This window comes from Pseudoalteromonas sp. NH0006-26, assembly GCF_057552415.1.
The window spans coordinates 312773-330690 of record NZ_BAAJMJ010000001.1; the positions used below are offsets into that span (position 1 = coordinate 312773).

At 41.0% G+C, this 17918-nt stretch carries 14 protein-coding genes; 7 read left to right on the forward strand and 7 right to left on the reverse strand.

Annotation, left to right across the window (positions count from 1 at the left end):
- The first annotated feature begins 77 nt into the window (after positions 1-77).
- Positions 78-800 carry a substrate-binding periplasmic protein gene (locus tag AC27JR_RS01310; protein WP_487172514.1) on the forward strand — a complete coding sequence of 241 codons (723 nt, stop codon included), beginning with the start codon at positions 78-80 and terminating at the stop codon, positions 798-800.
- A gap of 499 nt (positions 801-1299) precedes the next feature.
- Here AC27JR_RS01310 and AC27JR_RS01315 read toward each other — a convergent pair whose 3' ends face one another.
- On the reverse strand, positions 1300-2523 hold the full coding sequence (locus tag AC27JR_RS01315; protein ID WP_350607377.1) for a NupC/NupG family nucleoside CNT transporter: 1224 nt from the start codon (positions 2521-2523) through the stop codon (positions 1300-1302).
- A 17-nt stretch (positions 2524-2540) separates the two neighbouring features.
- On the reverse strand, positions 2541-3170 hold the full coding sequence (udk, locus tag AC27JR_RS01320; RefSeq protein WP_008110733.1) for a uridine kinase: 630 nt from the start codon (positions 3168-3170) through the stop codon (positions 2541-2543).
- 192 nt (positions 3171-3362) lie between these two features.
- Between udk and AC27JR_RS01325 the strand changes: the two genes are divergently transcribed.
- From AC27JR_RS01325 to AC27JR_RS01345, 5 genes are all read left to right on the forward strand, one after another.
- The gene (locus tag AC27JR_RS01325; RefSeq protein WP_487172516.1) at positions 3363-4580 is read left to right on the forward strand and encodes a phosphopentomutase; all 1218 of its coding nucleotides are present in this window, start codon (positions 3363-3365) and stop codon (positions 4578-4580) included.
- A 66-nt stretch (positions 4581-4646) separates the two neighbouring features.
- Positions 4647-5348: a purine-nucleoside phosphorylase gene (gene deoD, locus AC27JR_RS01330; RefSeq protein WP_036955453.1), complete on the forward strand. Its 702-nt coding sequence runs from the start codon at positions 4647-4649 to the stop codon at positions 5346-5348.
- A gap of 1151 nt (positions 5349-6499) precedes the next feature.
- Positions 6500-7243, forward strand: a complete 744-nt coding sequence (locus AC27JR_RS01335) for a ferredoxin--NADP reductase (RefSeq protein ID WP_487172517.1) — start codon at positions 6500-6502, stop codon at positions 7241-7243.
- A 90-nt stretch (positions 7244-7333) separates the two neighbouring features.
- Positions 7334-8032, forward strand: a complete 699-nt coding sequence (locus AC27JR_RS01340) for a nuclear transport factor 2 family protein (RefSeq protein WP_487172518.1) — start codon at positions 7334-7336, stop codon at positions 8030-8032.
- A gap of 9 nt (positions 8033-8041) precedes the next feature.
- Positions 8042-8362, forward strand: a complete 321-nt coding sequence (locus AC27JR_RS01345) for a hypothetical protein (RefSeq protein WP_487172519.1) — start codon at positions 8042-8044, stop codon at positions 8360-8362.
- Positions 8363-8374: 12 nt separating this feature from the next.
- Here the strand turns inward: AC27JR_RS01345 and AC27JR_RS01350 are convergent, their stop codons facing one another.
- Positions 8375-9259 carry a tetratricopeptide repeat protein gene (locus tag AC27JR_RS01350; RefSeq protein WP_131691942.1) on the reverse strand — a complete coding sequence of 295 codons (885 nt, stop codon included), beginning with the start codon at positions 9257-9259 and terminating at the stop codon, positions 8375-8377.
- 660 nt (positions 9260-9919) lie between these two features.
- Between AC27JR_RS01350 and katG the strand changes: the two genes are divergently transcribed.
- A complete protein-coding gene (gene katG, locus AC27JR_RS01355; protein ID WP_487172520.1) occupies positions 9920-12100 on the forward strand; it encodes a catalase/peroxidase HPI in 2181 nt (726 codons plus the stop codon).
- 603 nt (positions 12101-12703) lie between these two features.
- Here the strand turns inward: katG and AC27JR_RS01360 are convergent.
- The 4 genes from AC27JR_RS01360 to AC27JR_RS01375 all read right to left on the reverse strand — a co-directional run bounded on the left by AC27JR_RS01360 (position 12704) and on the right by AC27JR_RS01375 (position 17911).
- Positions 12704-14308 carry an ABC-F family ATPase gene (locus AC27JR_RS01360; protein WP_487172521.1) on the reverse strand — a complete coding sequence of 535 codons (1605 nt, stop codon included), beginning with the start codon at positions 14306-14308 and terminating at the stop codon, positions 12704-12706.
- 143 nt (positions 14309-14451) lie between these two features.
- Positions 14452-15183, reverse strand: coding sequence for a substrate-binding periplasmic protein (locus tag AC27JR_RS01365; RefSeq protein ID WP_487172522.1), 732 nt, complete (start codon positions 15181-15183; stop codon positions 14452-14454).
- A 127-nt stretch (positions 15184-15310) separates the two neighbouring features.
- The gene (locus tag AC27JR_RS01370) at positions 15311-16255 is read right to left on the reverse strand and encodes a calcium/sodium antiporter (protein ID WP_487172524.1); all 945 of its coding nucleotides are present in this window, start codon (positions 16253-16255) and stop codon (positions 15311-15313) included.
- A gap of 144 nt (positions 16256-16399) precedes the next feature.
- Positions 16400-17911 (reverse strand): ABC transporter substrate-binding protein, encoded by a 1512-nt coding sequence (locus AC27JR_RS01375; RefSeq protein WP_487172525.1) that lies wholly within the window; start codon positions 17909-17911, stop codon positions 16400-16402.
- Positions 17912-17918: the final 7 nt, after the last annotated feature.

The following is a 17918-nucleotide window of genomic DNA, read 5'->3' on the forward strand; positions in this document are numbered from 1 at the left end:
ATGGGGTTTCTAGGTTAAAGTTAATACTTAAACCACAGGGGGTGTGTATCTATAAATTTATATTATTAGCTTTAGGATTGTTATTTAGCCAAAATATTCAGGCTGCTGAGCCTAAACTGGTTATTTATACCGAAAGTTTTCCCCCGTACAATTTTAAAGATAATACTGGTCAATTGGCCGGTATCAATCATGACATAGTAAAAGATACCTGTGAGCGAGCAGCCATAGCGTGCGAGTTTATTATGCTACCTTGGAAGCGCGCTTACCACTTAGTGCAAAATAACCCACAGTCAGCCATTATTTCTTTGGCAAAAACGCAAGAGCGAGTGCCTCTTTTTGAATGGGTTGGTCCTTTGGTGTCAAATCAAACCTATTTTTATAAATTAAAAACCAGTGAACATATTGTGATGGACGACATCACACAAGCTAAAAACTACTCGCTAGGCATAGTGCGAGGTGACATTTATGAAATGCTGGTGCGTCGACTTGGGTTTGTAGCCGATAAAAACTTACTGTTATTTAGCGAAGCTGACTCATTTATGCGACTGTTTTTTAAAAAACGCATCGATTTAATTATTGGATCTGACTTTACCATTGGCCACCAAACTGAACCATTTGGCTATTCAAGGGATGACCTAGTAAAGCTTAAACAAATTCATGTAGATGAGCTAAAAGGCAATTATATTGGTTTTAATAAGGCTGCCTCACCCATGGTGGTGGAACGTTTTAATCAAGCATTAAAGCAACTTAAAGCTGAATCTGAGTATAAACCTTACATTAACCGTTACGTTAAAAATTAAATTCATCGCTATCCGACATCATAGCTAAACGCATAGCATTTCACTGCTCGTTAGTCTCTCAGGCATTTCTTCACCGTTATTAACTGCTACGGCATAATGACCTTAACACTCTGCCTGTGCTGAATAATACTTAATCATTTTACGGGGCTAAACGTGTCGCTATCTGCGTTAAAAAATTCTCATTTACGACTGCATCGATGCAGAAGGTAGAGCAATGCAGGAGCAATTGCCGAGAACAAATAAATAGCAAATTTTTTGCCTTGCTATCAACACGTTTTTCCAGCCTCAAAATAGACTACTTAATTAAGCGAATTGGTATTAATCGTAGAGAGAACGTGAGAATTAACGAAGATATTAAAAGGGTTTAAAGTAGGGGGGGGCTAAAACGATAAAAGGGCCTTGCGGCCCTTGGTGAAGTATCGTTCAAGTCAGATAGTGCTTTAACCCCTTAAAGCGCTATCCTATTGTTTTGCAACAGATGGATCATCTCATTAAGTTTCTAAGCTAGCGAGAGGAAAAACCCAGCAATTGCTGCGCTCATAAGGTTAGCCATAGATCCTGCTAACACTGCTCTGAGCCCTAAGCGTGCGATATCCTTTCGCCGACTAGGCGCCATACCGCCTAATCCACCTAGTAAAATGGCTATCGATGATAAGTTAGCAAAGCCACACAATGCAAAAGTAACAATTGCTTGTGTATGCGCACTTAACGTATCGCGATAATTTATAAAGTCTAAGTAAGCAACAAATTCATTTACTACTAACTTTTGACCAATAAAGCTGCCGGCTAAAATTGCCTCATTCCACGGTACACCGAGTAGCCATGCAACAGGGGCAAACAAGTAGCCTAAAATTTCTTGTAGCGTTAATGTAGGGTAATCAAACAACCCACCAATACCGCCTAATAAACCGTTTAATAACGCAATCAGTGCAACAAATGCCAGAAGCATAGCGCCTACGTTTAATGCTAAGTGCATACCGTTTGCTGCGCCTGATGCTGCTGCATCAATAACATTAACCGGTTTATCGTCGCCTAAATCTATATCGGCTAAATCATCTTTAGGTGTTTCTGTCTCTGGCACTATCATTTTTGCCATTAAGAAACCACCTGGTGCCGCCATAAAGCTGGCTGCAATTAAATACTTAAGGTCTACACCAATAATTACATAACCGGCCATTACAGAGCCTGCTACGGTGGCTAAGCCACCCACCATTACAGCAAACAATTCCGACTTGGTCATGGTTGCAATAAACGGTTTAACAATTAAAGGTGCTTCAGTTTGGCCAACAAAAATGTTTGCTGTGGCTGAAAGCGACTCGGTGCGTGAGGTTTTCAATAATTTTTGTAAACCGCCACCCAAAATTTTAATAATCCAATCCATAATGCCTAGGTGGTATAACACAGCGACCAACGCTGAGAAAAACACAATAACTGGCAATACTTGAATTGCAAAAATAAACCCTAGCGTATCTTGCGAAGCTAATGGGCCAAATAAAAAGCTAATTCCATCGTTGGCGTAACCAATAACCGATGAAACGGCGCGAGACATACTCGCTAATACATTTTTGCCTGCTTCAAAAAACAGTACAAATCCGCCGATCACAATTTGCATTAAAAATGCGATACCCACGGTTCTTAGTTTTATTGCTTTGCGATTAGTTGAGGCTGCAAAGGCAATGCCTAGTAGCACCATCATGCCTACTAAGCTCATAAATGTTGTCATACAAACGTTTCCCGTTGTTATTCTTGTAAAATGTACTTTATTTTACTTTTTATAATATCAATCGCAACGCGATTCATACCGCCTCGAGTCACAACTAAGTCAGCGTTATGCTTTGAAGGCTCAATAAATTGATAAAACATCGGTCTAACAGTTGCTTGATATTGCTCAACAACAGATTGTAATGTTCTGCCTCTTTGTTCCATGTCGCGTTGCATTCGGCGCATTAAACAAATATCTAGCGGTGTATCTATAAACACCTTGATATCAAATTCTTTATTAAGCGCTTTATCGCTCAGTAATAAAATACCTTCTACAATGAGTATTTTAGCCGAAGCCACACGGCGTGTTTTATCGCTGCGTGTATGTTGGGCATAATCATAAGTTGGTACTTCAACTGAGTGGCCATTACGAAGTTGTGTTAAATGCTCAAGCATTAATTCGTGTTCAAACGCATCAGGATGGTCGTAGTTCGTTTGCGTACGATGTGCCATCGGCAAATGCGATTGATCCTTGTAATAAGCATCTTCTTCAATAATGGCGATAGCGCCTGGTTCAAGCTCATTTACCAATTCATTGTAAATAGTTTGGCTAAATAGAGATTTGCCGGACGCCGATGCTCCTGCAATAGCTATAATAGTTCGTGTCACTAAAGTTCTCACCCACACAGAAGGATATATTGTTGGTAGATCACAATAGCAAAAAAGACACGATTAATCTCTTTTGCTTCGCTTAAGAGTGCAAATTTATAATGTTTAGGTTTTATGAAACAGGACTTATGTCCTGTACGGAAAAATCGAAGAGCAGATAAAGTAACCACCTAGAACAGATGTGAGGTCACAATGGCAAGAGCAATTATCTTAATGGCGGATAGTTTAGGAATTGGCGCAGCACCCGATGCAGATAAATTCGGTGATGTAGGTGCTAATACATTCGCACATTTACTCAAGGCATATTATGACGAAACTGGCAGTAAGCTTTCGCTTCCTAACCTTTCAAAATTAGGGTTAGTGGATGCATGTGAAGCAGCTGGTAAAGAACCCTGTTTAATTGCTGACCGCAATGAGCCACAAGGCGCATGGGGTTATGCAAAAGAGCTTTCAAGCGGTAAAGACACGCCATCAGGTCATTGGGAAATGGCAGGCGTGCCGGTGTTATTTGATTGGGGATATTTCCCAAAAACACAACCGAGCTTCCCACAAGAATTTGTTGACGAGTTTATTGCTCGTACAGGTATTCCGGGCATATTAGGCAATTGCCATGCATCGGGAACCACCATTTTAGAGCAGCTAGGTGAAGAGCACGTAAAAACAGGTAAACCAATCTGTTACACCTCAGCTGATAGTGTGTTTCAAATAGCCGCGCATGAAGAATCATTCGGCCTAGAGAAGCTTTATCAAGTTTGCGAAATCGCACGGGCGCTGCTTGATGAAATGAATATAGGACGAGTGATTGCGCGGCCATTTTTGGGTTCAAACAATCAAGACTTTGCCAGAACCGGTAATCGTCGTGATTATTCAGTATTACCCCCTTCGCCAACATTGCTTGATGTACTTGCACAAGACGGTGGCGAAGTGATTAGTATTGGTAAAATTTCAGATATTTACGCGCACCAAGGCATTACCCAAAAGCACAAAGCGCCAGGGTTAATGAACTTGCTAGAAAAAACCAGCGAAGTGATGGCAACTACGCCTGATCACAGTTTGATTTTTACCAATTTGGTTGATTTTGATGAGAAGTTTGGCCATCGCCGCAATCCTGTAGGCTATGCTAAAGCGTTAAAAGAGTTTGATGATTACTTACCAACTATTTTAGCGCAATTAAAGCCTGATGATTTATTAATGATCACCGCCGATCATGGCTGTGACCCGACCTTTCCAGGGTCAGAGCACACTCGTGAGTATGTGCCAGTTATTGCTTATCAGCCAGGAATGAACAACACGCCACTGGGTGAACGCAATAGCTTTGCTGATATCGGTCAAACACTTGCGCAATGGTTTAACTTAAAAGCGTTAGAGTATGGTGATGGCTTTGTCGATAAGCTAAATACAGTTAAGTAATTTAAAAATACGCTACTATATTTTTAAAGTAATAAGGCTTTTAGCCAAACAAAAGGAAAACAATCAATGAGTACTCCGCATATCAGTGCAAACGTAGGTGATTTTGCCGAAACAGTATTAATGCCAGGCGATCCGCTACGCGCACAATATATTGCTGAAAACTTTTTAGATGATGCAGTCCAAGTAACCGGCGTACGTAACATGTACGGCTTTACTGGAACTTACAAAGGTAAGCCAGTGAGCATTATGGGTTCTGGCATGGGCATTCCTTCAATGTCAATTTATGCTCGTGAGCTGATTGTTAGTTTTGGCGTTAAAAATATTATCCGTATTGGTACCTGTGGTGGTATTGGTAGCGATATTAAAATTCGCGACGTAATCTTTGCCCAAGGCGCAAGCACAGATTCAAACGTAAACCGTGCCCGTGTTCGTGGTACTGACTTTGCAGCGATTGCTAACTTTGAATTACTTTTAAACGGCGTTAATGCGGCTAAAGATTTAGGCATTGATGCAAAAGTAGGTAACGTATTTACTACCGATACTTTTTATCAAGCTGATGACACGTTTTACAAAGACTTAGACAAACTAGGTGTACTTGCTGTTGATATGGAAACAGCTGGCCTATATGGTGTAGCAGCAGAGTATGGCGCAAAAGCAATGGCATTATTTACCGTAAGCGATCACGTGATCACCGGTGAAGCAACACCTGCAGATGAGCGTCAAACCACGTTCAACGAAATGGTTAAAATTGCCCTAGAGTCAATTTAATCCAGAGTTCAGGTTAAATACAACAGTTCCTTGGTAACGTATTCACTAAGTTTTGGAGACACGCCCAAAGTGAAGTGAGACTAAACCCCCAAAGCCGCATTTTATGCGGCTTTTTTTATGCCTGAGATTTAGGTGCGGGGTGCGAGCCAAGGGCTTCGAGCTACGAGCTTTATGTTCCTGGGTTTCAGGTTTTAGCGCTAGCTCGCTGCTCGTCACTCGAAGCCCGTTGTCTTCTCATTTACTCCTCTGTGTTCAAGCAAGATTAGATTTTAGACGTCATATTAAAATGCGCGAGGTAAACTCCCGCCTAAGGGTATGATTAATAATCGGATTTACTGTAGTTGGGGCTTTATGCCGTGCAAGGTCATTAATTAAAAATAAATATTTACCACCGAGAACACAGAGCTCACAGAAAAATGCTTAAAAAATACCCATCTCCTCTGTGCAGCGCAAAGCGCCTCGGAACCCTCTGTGGTGAAAAATTGTTTTTAGCAGTAAGTGCCTTTCGTAGCAGCGCTTTTATATCGCGTCAGGTCTAGGATATTAAACACAAATACGCGAGGTAAACTCCCGACTACTGATATGGTTACCTTCTGAATTTACTGTAGGCGGGCTTTATGCCGCGCAAGATACCTCGGAACCCTCTGTGGTGAAAAAATGTTTTTAGCAGTAAGTGCCTTTCGTAGCAGCGATTTTATATCGCGTCAGATATGTATTTACCACCGAGAACACAGGGCTCACAGAGAAATGTTTAAAAAATACCAATCTTCCTCTGTGTAGCGCAAAGCGCCTCGGAACCCTCTGTGGTGAAAAAATGTTTTTAGCAGTAAGTGCCTTTCGTAGCAGCGATTTTATATCGCGTCAGATTTAGGTCATTAAGTATAGAGACGCGGGGTAAACCCGCTGCTACCAGTTTGATGTTTTACTTTCTCTTTTACTTCTCATTTTCTTCTCTGTGTTCAAAAGGTTTTAGCACTAGCTCGTTGCTCGTTACTCGAAACCCGTAGCCCGAAAGTTGTCTTGTCATTTATTTCCCTGTCAGTATTTATAACTTAATGCTAATGTTTAAGTTATAAAACGTGCCTTTAAAATAAACAATTTTAAACTCTTAGCTGATAGCTAGTAACGCGCCTTAAACTCTGGAGTAACCTATGTCTAATTGGATTGATGCCACGGTAAAGTCAGTTAAATGGTGGAATGACTCGTTATTTAGCGTAACTGTTCACGCCGATGTAGAGCCATTTAAAGCAGGGCAATTTACTAAGCTCTCTATTATGGATGGTGATAAACGCATTGCGCGTGCCTACTCTTATGTTAATGCACCTCAAAGTCCTGATTTAGAGTTTTACCTCATTAACGTAGTTGATGGCTTACTATCTTCTCATTTAGCCACTCTAAAACCAGGTGACACCGTATTAATAGAGCGCCGAGCGACTGGCTTTTTTACTCTTGACGAAGTGCCTGCGAGTGAGCAATTGTGGATGCTCAGTACAGGTACAGCAATTGGGCCATTTTTATCAATGTTGCAGCAGAGCGAAGTATGGCAAAAATACAAACACATAAATTTAGTGCATGGTGTACGGCAAAATAGCGATTTAAGCTATCAGGAGCTTATTAACAAACTAATAAAATCACACCCTGGTCAACTTAACTATATTCCGGTTGTTAGCCGTGAAGCGCCTATACAGGGCTTAGCAGGTAGAATTACCACAGTGATTGAAAATAATGCTTTGTATGAGCACGTCGGGTTATGTGCAACGCCAAATAATGCTCAATTTATGCTGTGTGGTAATCCACAAATGGTTAAAGACACTACAGAGTTATTGCTGGCTCAAAATTATAAGCGTAATCGTCGAAAAGAGCCGGGGCATATTACGGTTGAGCAGTATTGGTAGCAAGCTATAACGTTATAATAACTATCTCAGAGGCCTAAAATTTGCTATGTTGCGCTGTAATTGCATTTAGTCCTCGTACTTAGGAAACCCATGAAATCTTCATTTATTATTTGTGTCTGTTTATTCGCCGCTTTTACACTAAACAGTCATGCCATAGAGCAATCAACACCGCTGAACGAGACGAGACAAACGCAGCCAGAAAATGCACCGCAACAAGATGCGCTTGATACATTAAGCCAAGAGGCTAACACGTTAAAAAAGCCAGTTATTGAGAAAGTAAAAGCAGATGACTCTCAAGTATTGGGGAGCGAATCGACCAAGCCCGTTCAACAGCCAAATAGCAAAGTAGATAAAGCACAGGCTGTGGCGCAAGCGGAGCAAGCGGTTACACAAGCAAAAGAAGCACTCACAGCAAGGCAACAAGCCAAAGCAAAACAGTCGCGCGAGTCACTGGCTGTTGTTGAGCAATTAGTAAATGCTTACAACGCACGTAACATTGAAGAATTTATTCGCATGTATGATGAAGATGTTGAGTTTTATATTTTCCCGAATGAGCTATTATTTAAAGGCAAAGAAAAACTAATAGCGCGTTATGGCATTATGTTTAAAAAACTTAAGTGCCTGCACTCATCACCAATCAAGCGTATTGTGCATGGTGATATTGTAATAGACCATGAACTGTCAGAAACCTGTTCAACGGATGCGAATGTTATAGATAAACGTTCAGAGCTTATATCAAGTTATCAGATTAAAGATGGTAAAGTGGTTAGGGTTTTATTTTTTAGGTAATTATTAATTATGCAGCTAAGTGACGAGAAAAAAATTCGTGTAATGTATCGAGTAGAGCCAGGCTGTTTAGGCCCTGATGGCGTAGACCACATTGAAGACTTTTGTCGCTTTGCGAACAAGCACATTAAATCGCCTTATTATGCGCAGTTATTATTTTTACCTCGATACGACAAGCAAAAAGATGAGCGCCAATACAGCGTTAAAAACCGCAATTTATCTCAGGTGCAGGCTAAAGCGTACTTAAATCATTTTGAAATTAATATAGAAGACTTTGAAGAGCAGCTCGACGAGCTGCTCTCTAAATCAATAGACTTATACTTCAAACGCTAGGGTCAGCAGACCCTAAGCTTCGTTTGAAACAATAGCATTAAAGCTATCGTTATCATGTAGGCTGGCAAAGGCACTTTCGTGAAGTAGCTCGTTTCGTAAGTTAGGCGAGTACTCTAGCGACATTTTTATATCAGCTAGGGCATCTGCATGTTCATGTGTTAAAGCATACGCACAGGCTCTCTGCCAATAGGCATATCCGTAATCGCTATCTATATCAATGGCTTGATTGCAAAGCTCAATGGCTTTTTCGGTTTCATTCAATTCTAATAACGCATCCGCTTTGTAGGCAATGGCTTCTACATCTTCTGGTTTGCGCTTTAAAATTTCATCGAATATTTCAATTTTATTGGCAATATCACTTTCAAGGTTGGCTCGCATCCATAACGAATGCACCTCGTTGGTGATCGATATGCGTTCTTGGTTACTGAGTATTTCTTCAGAGCGAACTCGCAGTTTTTCTTCTAAAATTTTCAAGCGGTCTTCATACTCGTCAGTGATAACGCTCACTCGGGTGTTTACTATATCTTCTACTTTATTTTTTACATCACGTAATGAATTCCAGCCCACTAATACTAAAATAGAGGCGGTGGCGGTAATAATAAAAAATACATTATTAATGGTATCTGTAGTGTAAGTCAGCGCCCGATCGGCAGTATCTAACTGAGCATGGGTAACCTGTTTGGTAACGTCTTCACGCAGTTTTTGCTGATCTTGGCGTACCGACTTTAATTCGTCGAGAATATAACGCTCAAGTAATGGCTTATACATTGGAGCTTCTAGCTGCGCTAGCTCACGTTGCTGTTGTTCATCTAGAGTGGCGGTACTTTTGTCAGCAGCGTGTACTGCAGATGAAAAAGCACCTATAAAAACAATAAATAGTAAAAAATAAAAACGCATTGATATGCCTAGTTAAAAAATTAATTAATCGCTTTGTTAACTCTAACATGCGCACATCATTGGTACTAGGGTGGCAGCGCGCAATGCTAAATATATAGTGCCAGGTTTTACCCTGAGTAAGTTTAAGGAGGACGTGACTTAATTATAGGCAAAAAAAATCCAGTCCAAAGTGGACTGGAAAAAACTACATCAACATCTCAGGGAACAATAGGAGATAAAGCCTAGTGTATGTGCACCTACCTGAATTTTTACTTAACTAAATTCAAATAGATAAAAATAAGGAAGAAATAAAGGTGCATAAGTAACTTATACACCTTTTATAACTATAATTTCATGGCGAAGGGGGGTATTCCATTGTGCACTTAAGAAAACCTAAGTCACTTTCAAACCCTTCAGCATACATTACGTGGCTATTTTTAATAACGATCATCTATTTTATAAAAAGTTTTAATATTCATTTTGCACTAAGCACACCGCTGGCAACATCATCATATTTATAAATGATTGTAATCGTTTTAAAGCATTACTTTGCCCTAGCGTATAAAAGCAGCTACAAGTATATTGAATAAGTAGAGACCATACATAAGAACGCTCCCAATTGGTGATTGCCAATAACAGTAAGCATAGGCGTTTTTATTTATTTTTTAAAAGGAGCTCAATATGGATAATCATAAAGCGGGTAAATGCCCGGTTATGCACGGCAGTAATACTACAACCGAAAACACCAATACAGATTGGTGGCCAAACTCACTTAATTTAGACATTCTCCATCAGCACGATAGTAAAACTAGCCCCTACAATAGCGACTTTAATTACGCCGACGCTTTTAACTCACTCGATCTAGAAGCACTTAAAACCGACCTGAAAAACTTAATGACCCAAAGCCAACCATGGTGGCCAGCAGATTGGGGGCACTATGGTGGCCTGATGATCCGTATGGCATGGCACGCTGCGGGCTCGTACCGTTTAGCGGATGGCCGAGGCGGTGGCGGTACAGGTAATCAACGTTTTGCTCCACTTAATTCATGGCCTGATAATGCCAACCTCGACAAAGCTCGCCGTTTGCTGTGGCCAATTAAAAAGAAATACGGTAATAAGCTTTCATGGGCTGATCTGATGATTTTAGCTGGTAATATGGCGTATGAATCAATGGGACTGAAAACCTTTGGCTTTGCTGGCGGCCGTGAAGATATTTGGCATCCAGAAAAAGACGTTTACTGGGGTGCAGAAAAAGAATGGCTGGCCCCAAGTGATGAGCGATATACCCAGGTTGATAAACCCGATACCATGGAAAACCCATTAGCAGCAGTACAAATGGGCTTAATTTATGTAAACCCAGAAGGGGTTAATGGCAAGCCCGATCCACTTAAAACCGCAGATCAAGTCCGCGAAACCTTTGCCCGTATGGCAATGAACGACGAAGAAACCGCGGCGCTAACAGTTGGCGGGCATACGGTAGGTAAAACCCACGGTAACGGTAAAGAAGAAAACTTAGGCCCAGAGCCAGAAGCTGCCGACGTGCACGAGCAAGGCCTAGGCTGGAATAACCATAAAACGCGTGGCATTGGCCGCGATACCATGACCTCAGGTATTGAAGGCGCATGGACAACCTACCCAACCAAATGGGACAACGGCTATTGTAAATTGTTGCTCAATTACGAATGGGAGCTAACCAAAAGCCCTGCCGGTGCACACCAGTGGGAGCCGGTTAATATTAAAGAAGAAGATAAACCCGTTGATGTGGAAGACTCATCAATTCGTTTAAACCCAATAATGACCGATGCGGATATGGCAATGAAGCTAGACCCTGCATATCGTAAAATTATTGAGCGCTTTAATAACGATTTTGAGTACTTTACTGACGTATTTGCTCGCGCATGGTTTAAGTTAACCCACCGTGATTTAGGGCCAAAATCACGCTATTTAGGTGCCGATGTGCCAAGCGAAGATTTAATTTGGCAAGATCCAATACCTGCGGTTGATTACACCCTAAGCGACGCTGAAATAACCGATTTAAAAGTGAAACTAGTTAATTGTGGATTAAGTGAAACCGACTTAATTAATACAGCATGGGATAGCGCGCGAACTTACAGAGGCTCTGATCACCGTGGTGGTGCTAATGGCGCGCGTATTCGCCTAGCGCCGCAAAATAACTGGCAAGGTAACGAGCCAGCGCGTTTAGCTAAAGTACTTAGCGCACTTGAAACACTGCAAGCGGGTTTAACTAAGCCTGTTAGCATGGCTGATTTAATTGTACTTGGCGGCACCGCTGCGGTAGAGCAAGCGGCTAAAAAGGCTGGGGTTGATATAACCGTACCATTTGCCCCAGGGCGTGGCGATGCAACTGATGATATGACCGACGCAGAGTCATTTGATGTGCTTGAGCCAATTCATGATGGGTTTAGAAACTGGTTGAAAAAAGACTATGCCGTATCCGCTGAAGAGCTATTACTAGAGCGCAGCCAATTAATGGGGCTTACCGCGCCAGAAATGAGTGTGTTACTAGCTGGTATGCGCGTACTGGGCACTAACTATGGTAATAGTGAGCATGGCGTTTTTACCGACAACGTAGGCGTACTGAGTAACGACTTCTTTGTTAATTTAACTGACATGAACAACCGCTGGGAACCTGCAAGTAAAGGCGAGTACAACATAGTTGATCGCGCAAGCGGTAAAACCAAGTACACGGCTACGCGGGTTGATTTAGTGTTTGGTTCAAACTCAATCCTCCGTGCATTGGCAGAGTTTTATGCGCAAGACGACAACAAAACCCGTTTTGTACATGACTTCATAAACGCATGGGTAAAAGTAATGAACGCCGATAGGTTTGATATTAAATAAATCTAAGTAATATTTAAAAAGGAGCAGTAATGCTCCTTTTTTTTATTATTTGAAAGTTACGAGCTGCGGGCAATGGGCAATGGGCAATGGGTAACGGGCTGCGAGGCGCGAGCTAGTGCTAAAACCTGAAACCTTTATCCTTTAACCTACTCTTTCAGCGCAGCGTCTCTTAATCTCTGTGGTGAATAAGTCACTTAAAATCTATTTGCACAAAGAGAAGAAAATGAGGAGTAAATGAGAAGGCTACGGGCTACGAGGTTCGGGTAAAATGCAATGACCTTGGCCTGACGCGATATAAAATCGCTGCTACACCCTGATAGTTGCTTTTTTCCTCTAAAAGCGCAGCGTCTCACAATCTCTGTGGTGAATAAATCACTTAAAATCTATTTGCACAAAGAGCAAAGAGCGAGTACAAATGAGCAAAAAAACACAGCCTTTCTTTGCTTTTTTATAAATAAATTACCAATTGCGTTTTAATTAATACCAAGCATAATTTTGGCGAACCCCGAACCCCGAACCCCGAACCCCGAAATACAGGCACAAAAAAACGGCGCTTAAATAAGCACCGCTTTTAAATGGTTAGGCTATTTTTCAACCTAAAACCTAAGCAACTTTAGTATTTTCTTCGCAGCTTGCTAGGTATTCGTCAAACGTACCTTGGAAGTCAATTACTTGCTTGTCTTTAATATCAACAATACGGGTTGCTAGTGACGATACAAACTCACGGTCATGGCTTACAAAAATAAGTGTGCCTTTAAAGTCTTTTAGGGCATTGTTAAGCGCTTCAATGGCTTCCATATCCATGTGGTTTGTTGGTTCATCCATTATCAGTACGTTAACGTCTTGCATCATTAACTTACCGAATAACAAACGGTTTTTCTCACCACCTGAACAGTTACGGGCTTTTTTATTTGAATCGTCCGCAGTAAATAATAAACGGCCTAACATGCCACGAACCATTAAATCGTTGTGCTTAGCGGTGCGCCACTGTGACATCCAATCAAATAAAGTTAAGTCGTTATCAAAGTCTTTGCTGCTGTCTTGCGGGCAGTAACCAAAAGTCGCGTTTTCCGACCATTTAACTTCACCGTGTAAGCTTTCAAGTTCGTTAACTAAACAACGTAAAAAGGTGGTTTTACCCACACCGTTTTCGCCTATAACCGCCAATTTAGCACCGGCTTCTAGCAATAAGTCGCCACCGGTAAATAATGTTTCACCGTCAAACCCATGGCCAAGTTGTGTTAGCTCAAGCGCTTGGCGATACATCTTTTTGCCTTCGTCAAAGTTAAGAGACGGGCTCATACGACTTGATGACTTAACTTCATCAAGTTTAATTTTGTCCATTTTTTTAGCGCGTGAGCTGGCTTGTTTTGCTTTAGAAGCGTTAGCCCCAAAACGGTTAACAAAGTCTTGTAGCTCATCTATTTCAGCGCTTTTCTTCGCGTTTTCAGCTAATAACTGTTCGCGTTGTAAGCCTGAAGCTTCAAGGTACTTTTCGTAGTTACCTGGGTAAATACGTAGCTCGCCGTAATCAATATCGGCCATGTGAGTACACACCGAGTTTAAAAAGTGACGGTCATGGGAAATAATGATCATGGTACATTTACGTTGGTTAAGCTCATTCGCAAGCCACGTAATAGTATGAATATCTAAGTTATTGGTTGGCTCATCAAGTAGCAAAATATCAGGATTAGCAAATAACGCCTGTGCTAAAAGCACACGCAATTTCCAACCAGGGGCTACGTTTGCCATTAAACCGTAATGAAATTCTTTATCGATACCCGCATCAAGCAGTATTTCTTCTGCGCGACTTTCAGCGGTGTAACCGTCCATTTCAGCAAATACGCTTTCAAGCTCGGCCACTTTCATGCCGTCTTCTTCGCTCATTTCAGGCAACGAATAAATACGGTCGCGCTCTTGTTTTACTTTCCAAAGCTCAACGTCGCCCATAATTACCGCGTCTACAACGCTGTATTGCTCAAACGCAAACTGATCTTGGCTTAGGTTACCTAATTTTAGCCCCGGGGTAATAGACACATTACCCGCACTTGGTGTTAGTGCTCCGCTTAAAATTTTCATAAAAGTCGACTTGCCGCAGCCGTTAGCGCCAATTAAACCGTAACGGTTACCGTTACCAAATTTAGCTGAAATGTTTTCAAACAACGGCTCTGCGCCAAACTGCATCGTAATATTTGCGGTGGAGATCAAAAAAAGTAATCCTAGAAAATTAATGGCAGGGTTAAGCTGCAGCAAGGCGCCGCATAAATAAACAAGCGATAGAGTAAATAATAGGCCGCGAATTATACAGATCCACGCCCAAAGATGAAAGATAAAAGAATAAAGCTTAAAAGCTATAACAGCTGATAAATAGCGTGTATGTTGCTTTTATTTTGCTTAATTAACTCATTAATAGTTTGTAACTCGGCTTGGTTAATAGACTTTTTACTCAACATTAAATGTATAGAACTCTTATTAATGGCCGCCATTTTAGTTATTGGCTCTACATGCTGGTGTTGATTTATAAAATATTGCGCTGCTACTTCGTCTTCAATGGCGTAATCAACCCTATTTTTATTGAGCATAGCAAAGCGCTTATCGGCTGTCGGCATCATAATAACGTGAGCAGGGTGGTTTTGTTTAAAGTGAGCAAATGCAGGGCCATAATAACCACCACGGCCAATAGCGAGGGTTAAGTCTCTATAAAAAATATCATTTAGGTTAGTTATATCGGGCGAGTTGCTGTACTTGTATACACGCATTATTTCATCGCGATAAGTATCGCTAAAATAGGCATAACTTTGCCTATCTGGGGTTATGCTGGCTGCAAAAATAACATCTATACGGCCTTCTTTTAGCTCTTCAAAAGCGCGAGTAGAAGTGGGCAGCAACATAAACTTTAAACAAAACGACGAGCCGCTAAAAATCGTATTTACTACATCAATTTCAACGCCGGTTAGCTTATCATTAACGGCAATTACATAGGGTGGCCAGTTGCGCTCATTAGTGCCCACAATGAGTGTTTTGGTACAGGAAAATACGTTCCAGCTACAGATTAGTAATACAACAAAAGCGATTTTTAGCATTTTATTACTCTAAAAAAATACAACACCTTAGTATAAACCAAGTTGAAGATTTAGCCTGTTTAAACATATTTGTTAGCAAAATAATTAAGGTCAACACACCCTAAAGAGCAAAATCAATTAGCCTTACTTACAGACTAATTGAGAACGCTAAATAGCCAACATATGCTGTTAATAATAGTGCGCCCTCAACTCGGGCAATACGTCGCCCTGTGTATAAAAATAGCAATAAAAGCAAAGAGCAGGCTAATAATATCCACTGATCATAATTAACTATGCGAGAACTGAGCGGTAATGGCTGCAATATTGCTGAGATAGCTAAAATACCCAACATATTAAAAATATTACTACCTAAAATATTAGCCACAGCCACATCGGCATGCTTACGTAATGCAGCAATAACAGAGACGGTGAGCTCAGGTAACGAGGTACCTACAGCAACTATGGTTAAGCCAATTACCCCCTCCGATAACCCTATAGCCAATGCTAAACCGGTAGCGCCAATTAGTAACACCTTAGAACCAATAATTAATAGTGTTAAACCAACGACCAGAAAACCTGCACTCAACCATAAAGAATCAGGCAACGCTGTTATTTCAGTGCTTTGTGCTTTATGTAATTCAGCTTGTGCCGCTTGCTCACTTTTATAAGTGTAAATTAAATAAGCCAAGAGGGCGCAAAGTAGTAATACGCCATCAGTAACACTAATAAAATGATTAATAGCCAATAAACTAAAAATAACCGAAGACAGCAACATCACTGAGGCATCTCGTTTTAGCCCTAAAGGAGAAATAGTAAGTGGTGTGATCACCGCACATAAGCCCAAAATAAGCAAAATGTTACCAATATTACTGCCCACCACATTACCAACGGCAATGTCTGCTTGGCCGCTTAAGGCAGCTTCAATCGATACAACCAGCTCTGGTGCTGAGGTACCAAACCCTACAATTAATAAACCGCTTAGTAAGGGTGACAACTTAAAGCGCTTAGCTACAGCCAAGGCTCCTCTAATTAAGCCTTCTCCGCCTAAAGTTAAAAGCCCAATACCCAGTAGTAAATATAGAAAATTAGTCATAAAATTAAATAGTTAAAGTGAATGCTTGATTGTGACTTGGTCATAAAATTTGTGCTACAAATTTTGCGAGTACAAAGCATAGTTTAAAACATATTTGTATAAAAGCTTTGTGGTTAGTTTTAATAATATGCTCTAACTGTGTACCTAAGGGGTTGCAACTAAGCCTAATGACGCTCGATAAGCCTTTAATTGTTTTTCACGGCCAATTTCATCGGTTAATTTATTCCAGCCGGCTTCAATGTTTTCAACCGTTTGGTCTACGGTTTGGTTATGCCTTAAGTATTTAGCTACTTCCGTGTCGAGTATGTCTCTAAAGTAACGGTTGTTTTCAAAAATTCTTAAATCCAGAATAATATTGGCATTATTTACCGTTTTAGAAATAGAGCCTAAATAAAAGCGAAGGGTGTTTTCACTCATCCCTTGCTTAAGCCAACTTTGCTGATTAACCAATTGAGAGGTACGGTATGGGTTCATGCCCGTGGCTCCTTTGGTTACATCCTCGTTAGATTGCAAAGGCTGAGCAACATACGACAAGTACTCATAAGCCAGCTTTTTTTTGCCAGCAGTGCTGGCGCGGTTTATTGAACCTACCCAGCCACCAAACGCGGCATAAGGCGCATAGTTAATATCGCCAATAGCAAATGGGCAAAGGGTAGCATTACATCGCTCAAGCTGACCTGTTTTACGATTGAGTACCTCGGTTGACCCCGGTAATATACTTACCCCTGTTTTGTTTTTTACTTTAGATTCGGGTAATACGGTCATGGTGCCAATATCGCCCCATTCAATTGCTAAAGCGCAGCGCCCGTTAATAAACGCATACCTTACATCGTTGGTGTCAAAGTTAAGCTCGTCAGCAGAGCCAAATTCGGTGGTTTGTTTATAAATTTTTAAGGCTTTTTTAAATGCCGCGTTATTTACTAACGGTGCCATGGTTTTGGTGTTAAAAAATATCCCCTGCGATGTCCCTTTGCTTTGCAAAAAGCTACCCGCAATAGATAGCAGCGACCAATACGACTGCTCATTGGCTTTTTTAGAAATACATGAGCCAAAGTCACCCTCGCCATCACCATTCATATCAACCCCATGTAATTGCTTTGCAATAGCAAGGTAATCATCCCAGGTTCTGGGTGGGGTAAGGCCATACTTTTTAAGAATATCAAGGCGGTAATACAGCAAATGTATATCGCCATCGAGAGGGATAGAGTAAATTTGGCCATTATATTTAGAGCTAAAATCTCTAAAAAAGCGCGATACATCATTCCACTGAATTAGAGGATCGGCACTCACGTAGGTGTCTAGGTGCTCTAGGTAATTGTTTTGTGCAAAATCAACCATCCACTGCGATGCATAAGCAATAATATCGTACTGGCTGGTTGGCGAGCTTAAATCTTTACTTATTTCGTTATATAACTGACCAAAAGGCACCTTAGTTACATTAACTTTAATACCTGTTTGCTGTTCAAACTCTAAGCCCCTTTGTATTAGCGGCTGGCTAATAAGAGTGCCTAAATCAACGGTGAGAATATTAAGCTGGGTGTTTGCTTGTAGTACTGTACTGGGTTGGCTTTCTATATTAGAAGCAGGCAGGTTACTTTGTGCAACGCATTGAAATGCCAATATTAAGCTTAGAACTAACCCAAATACAACTCTCATAAAATAC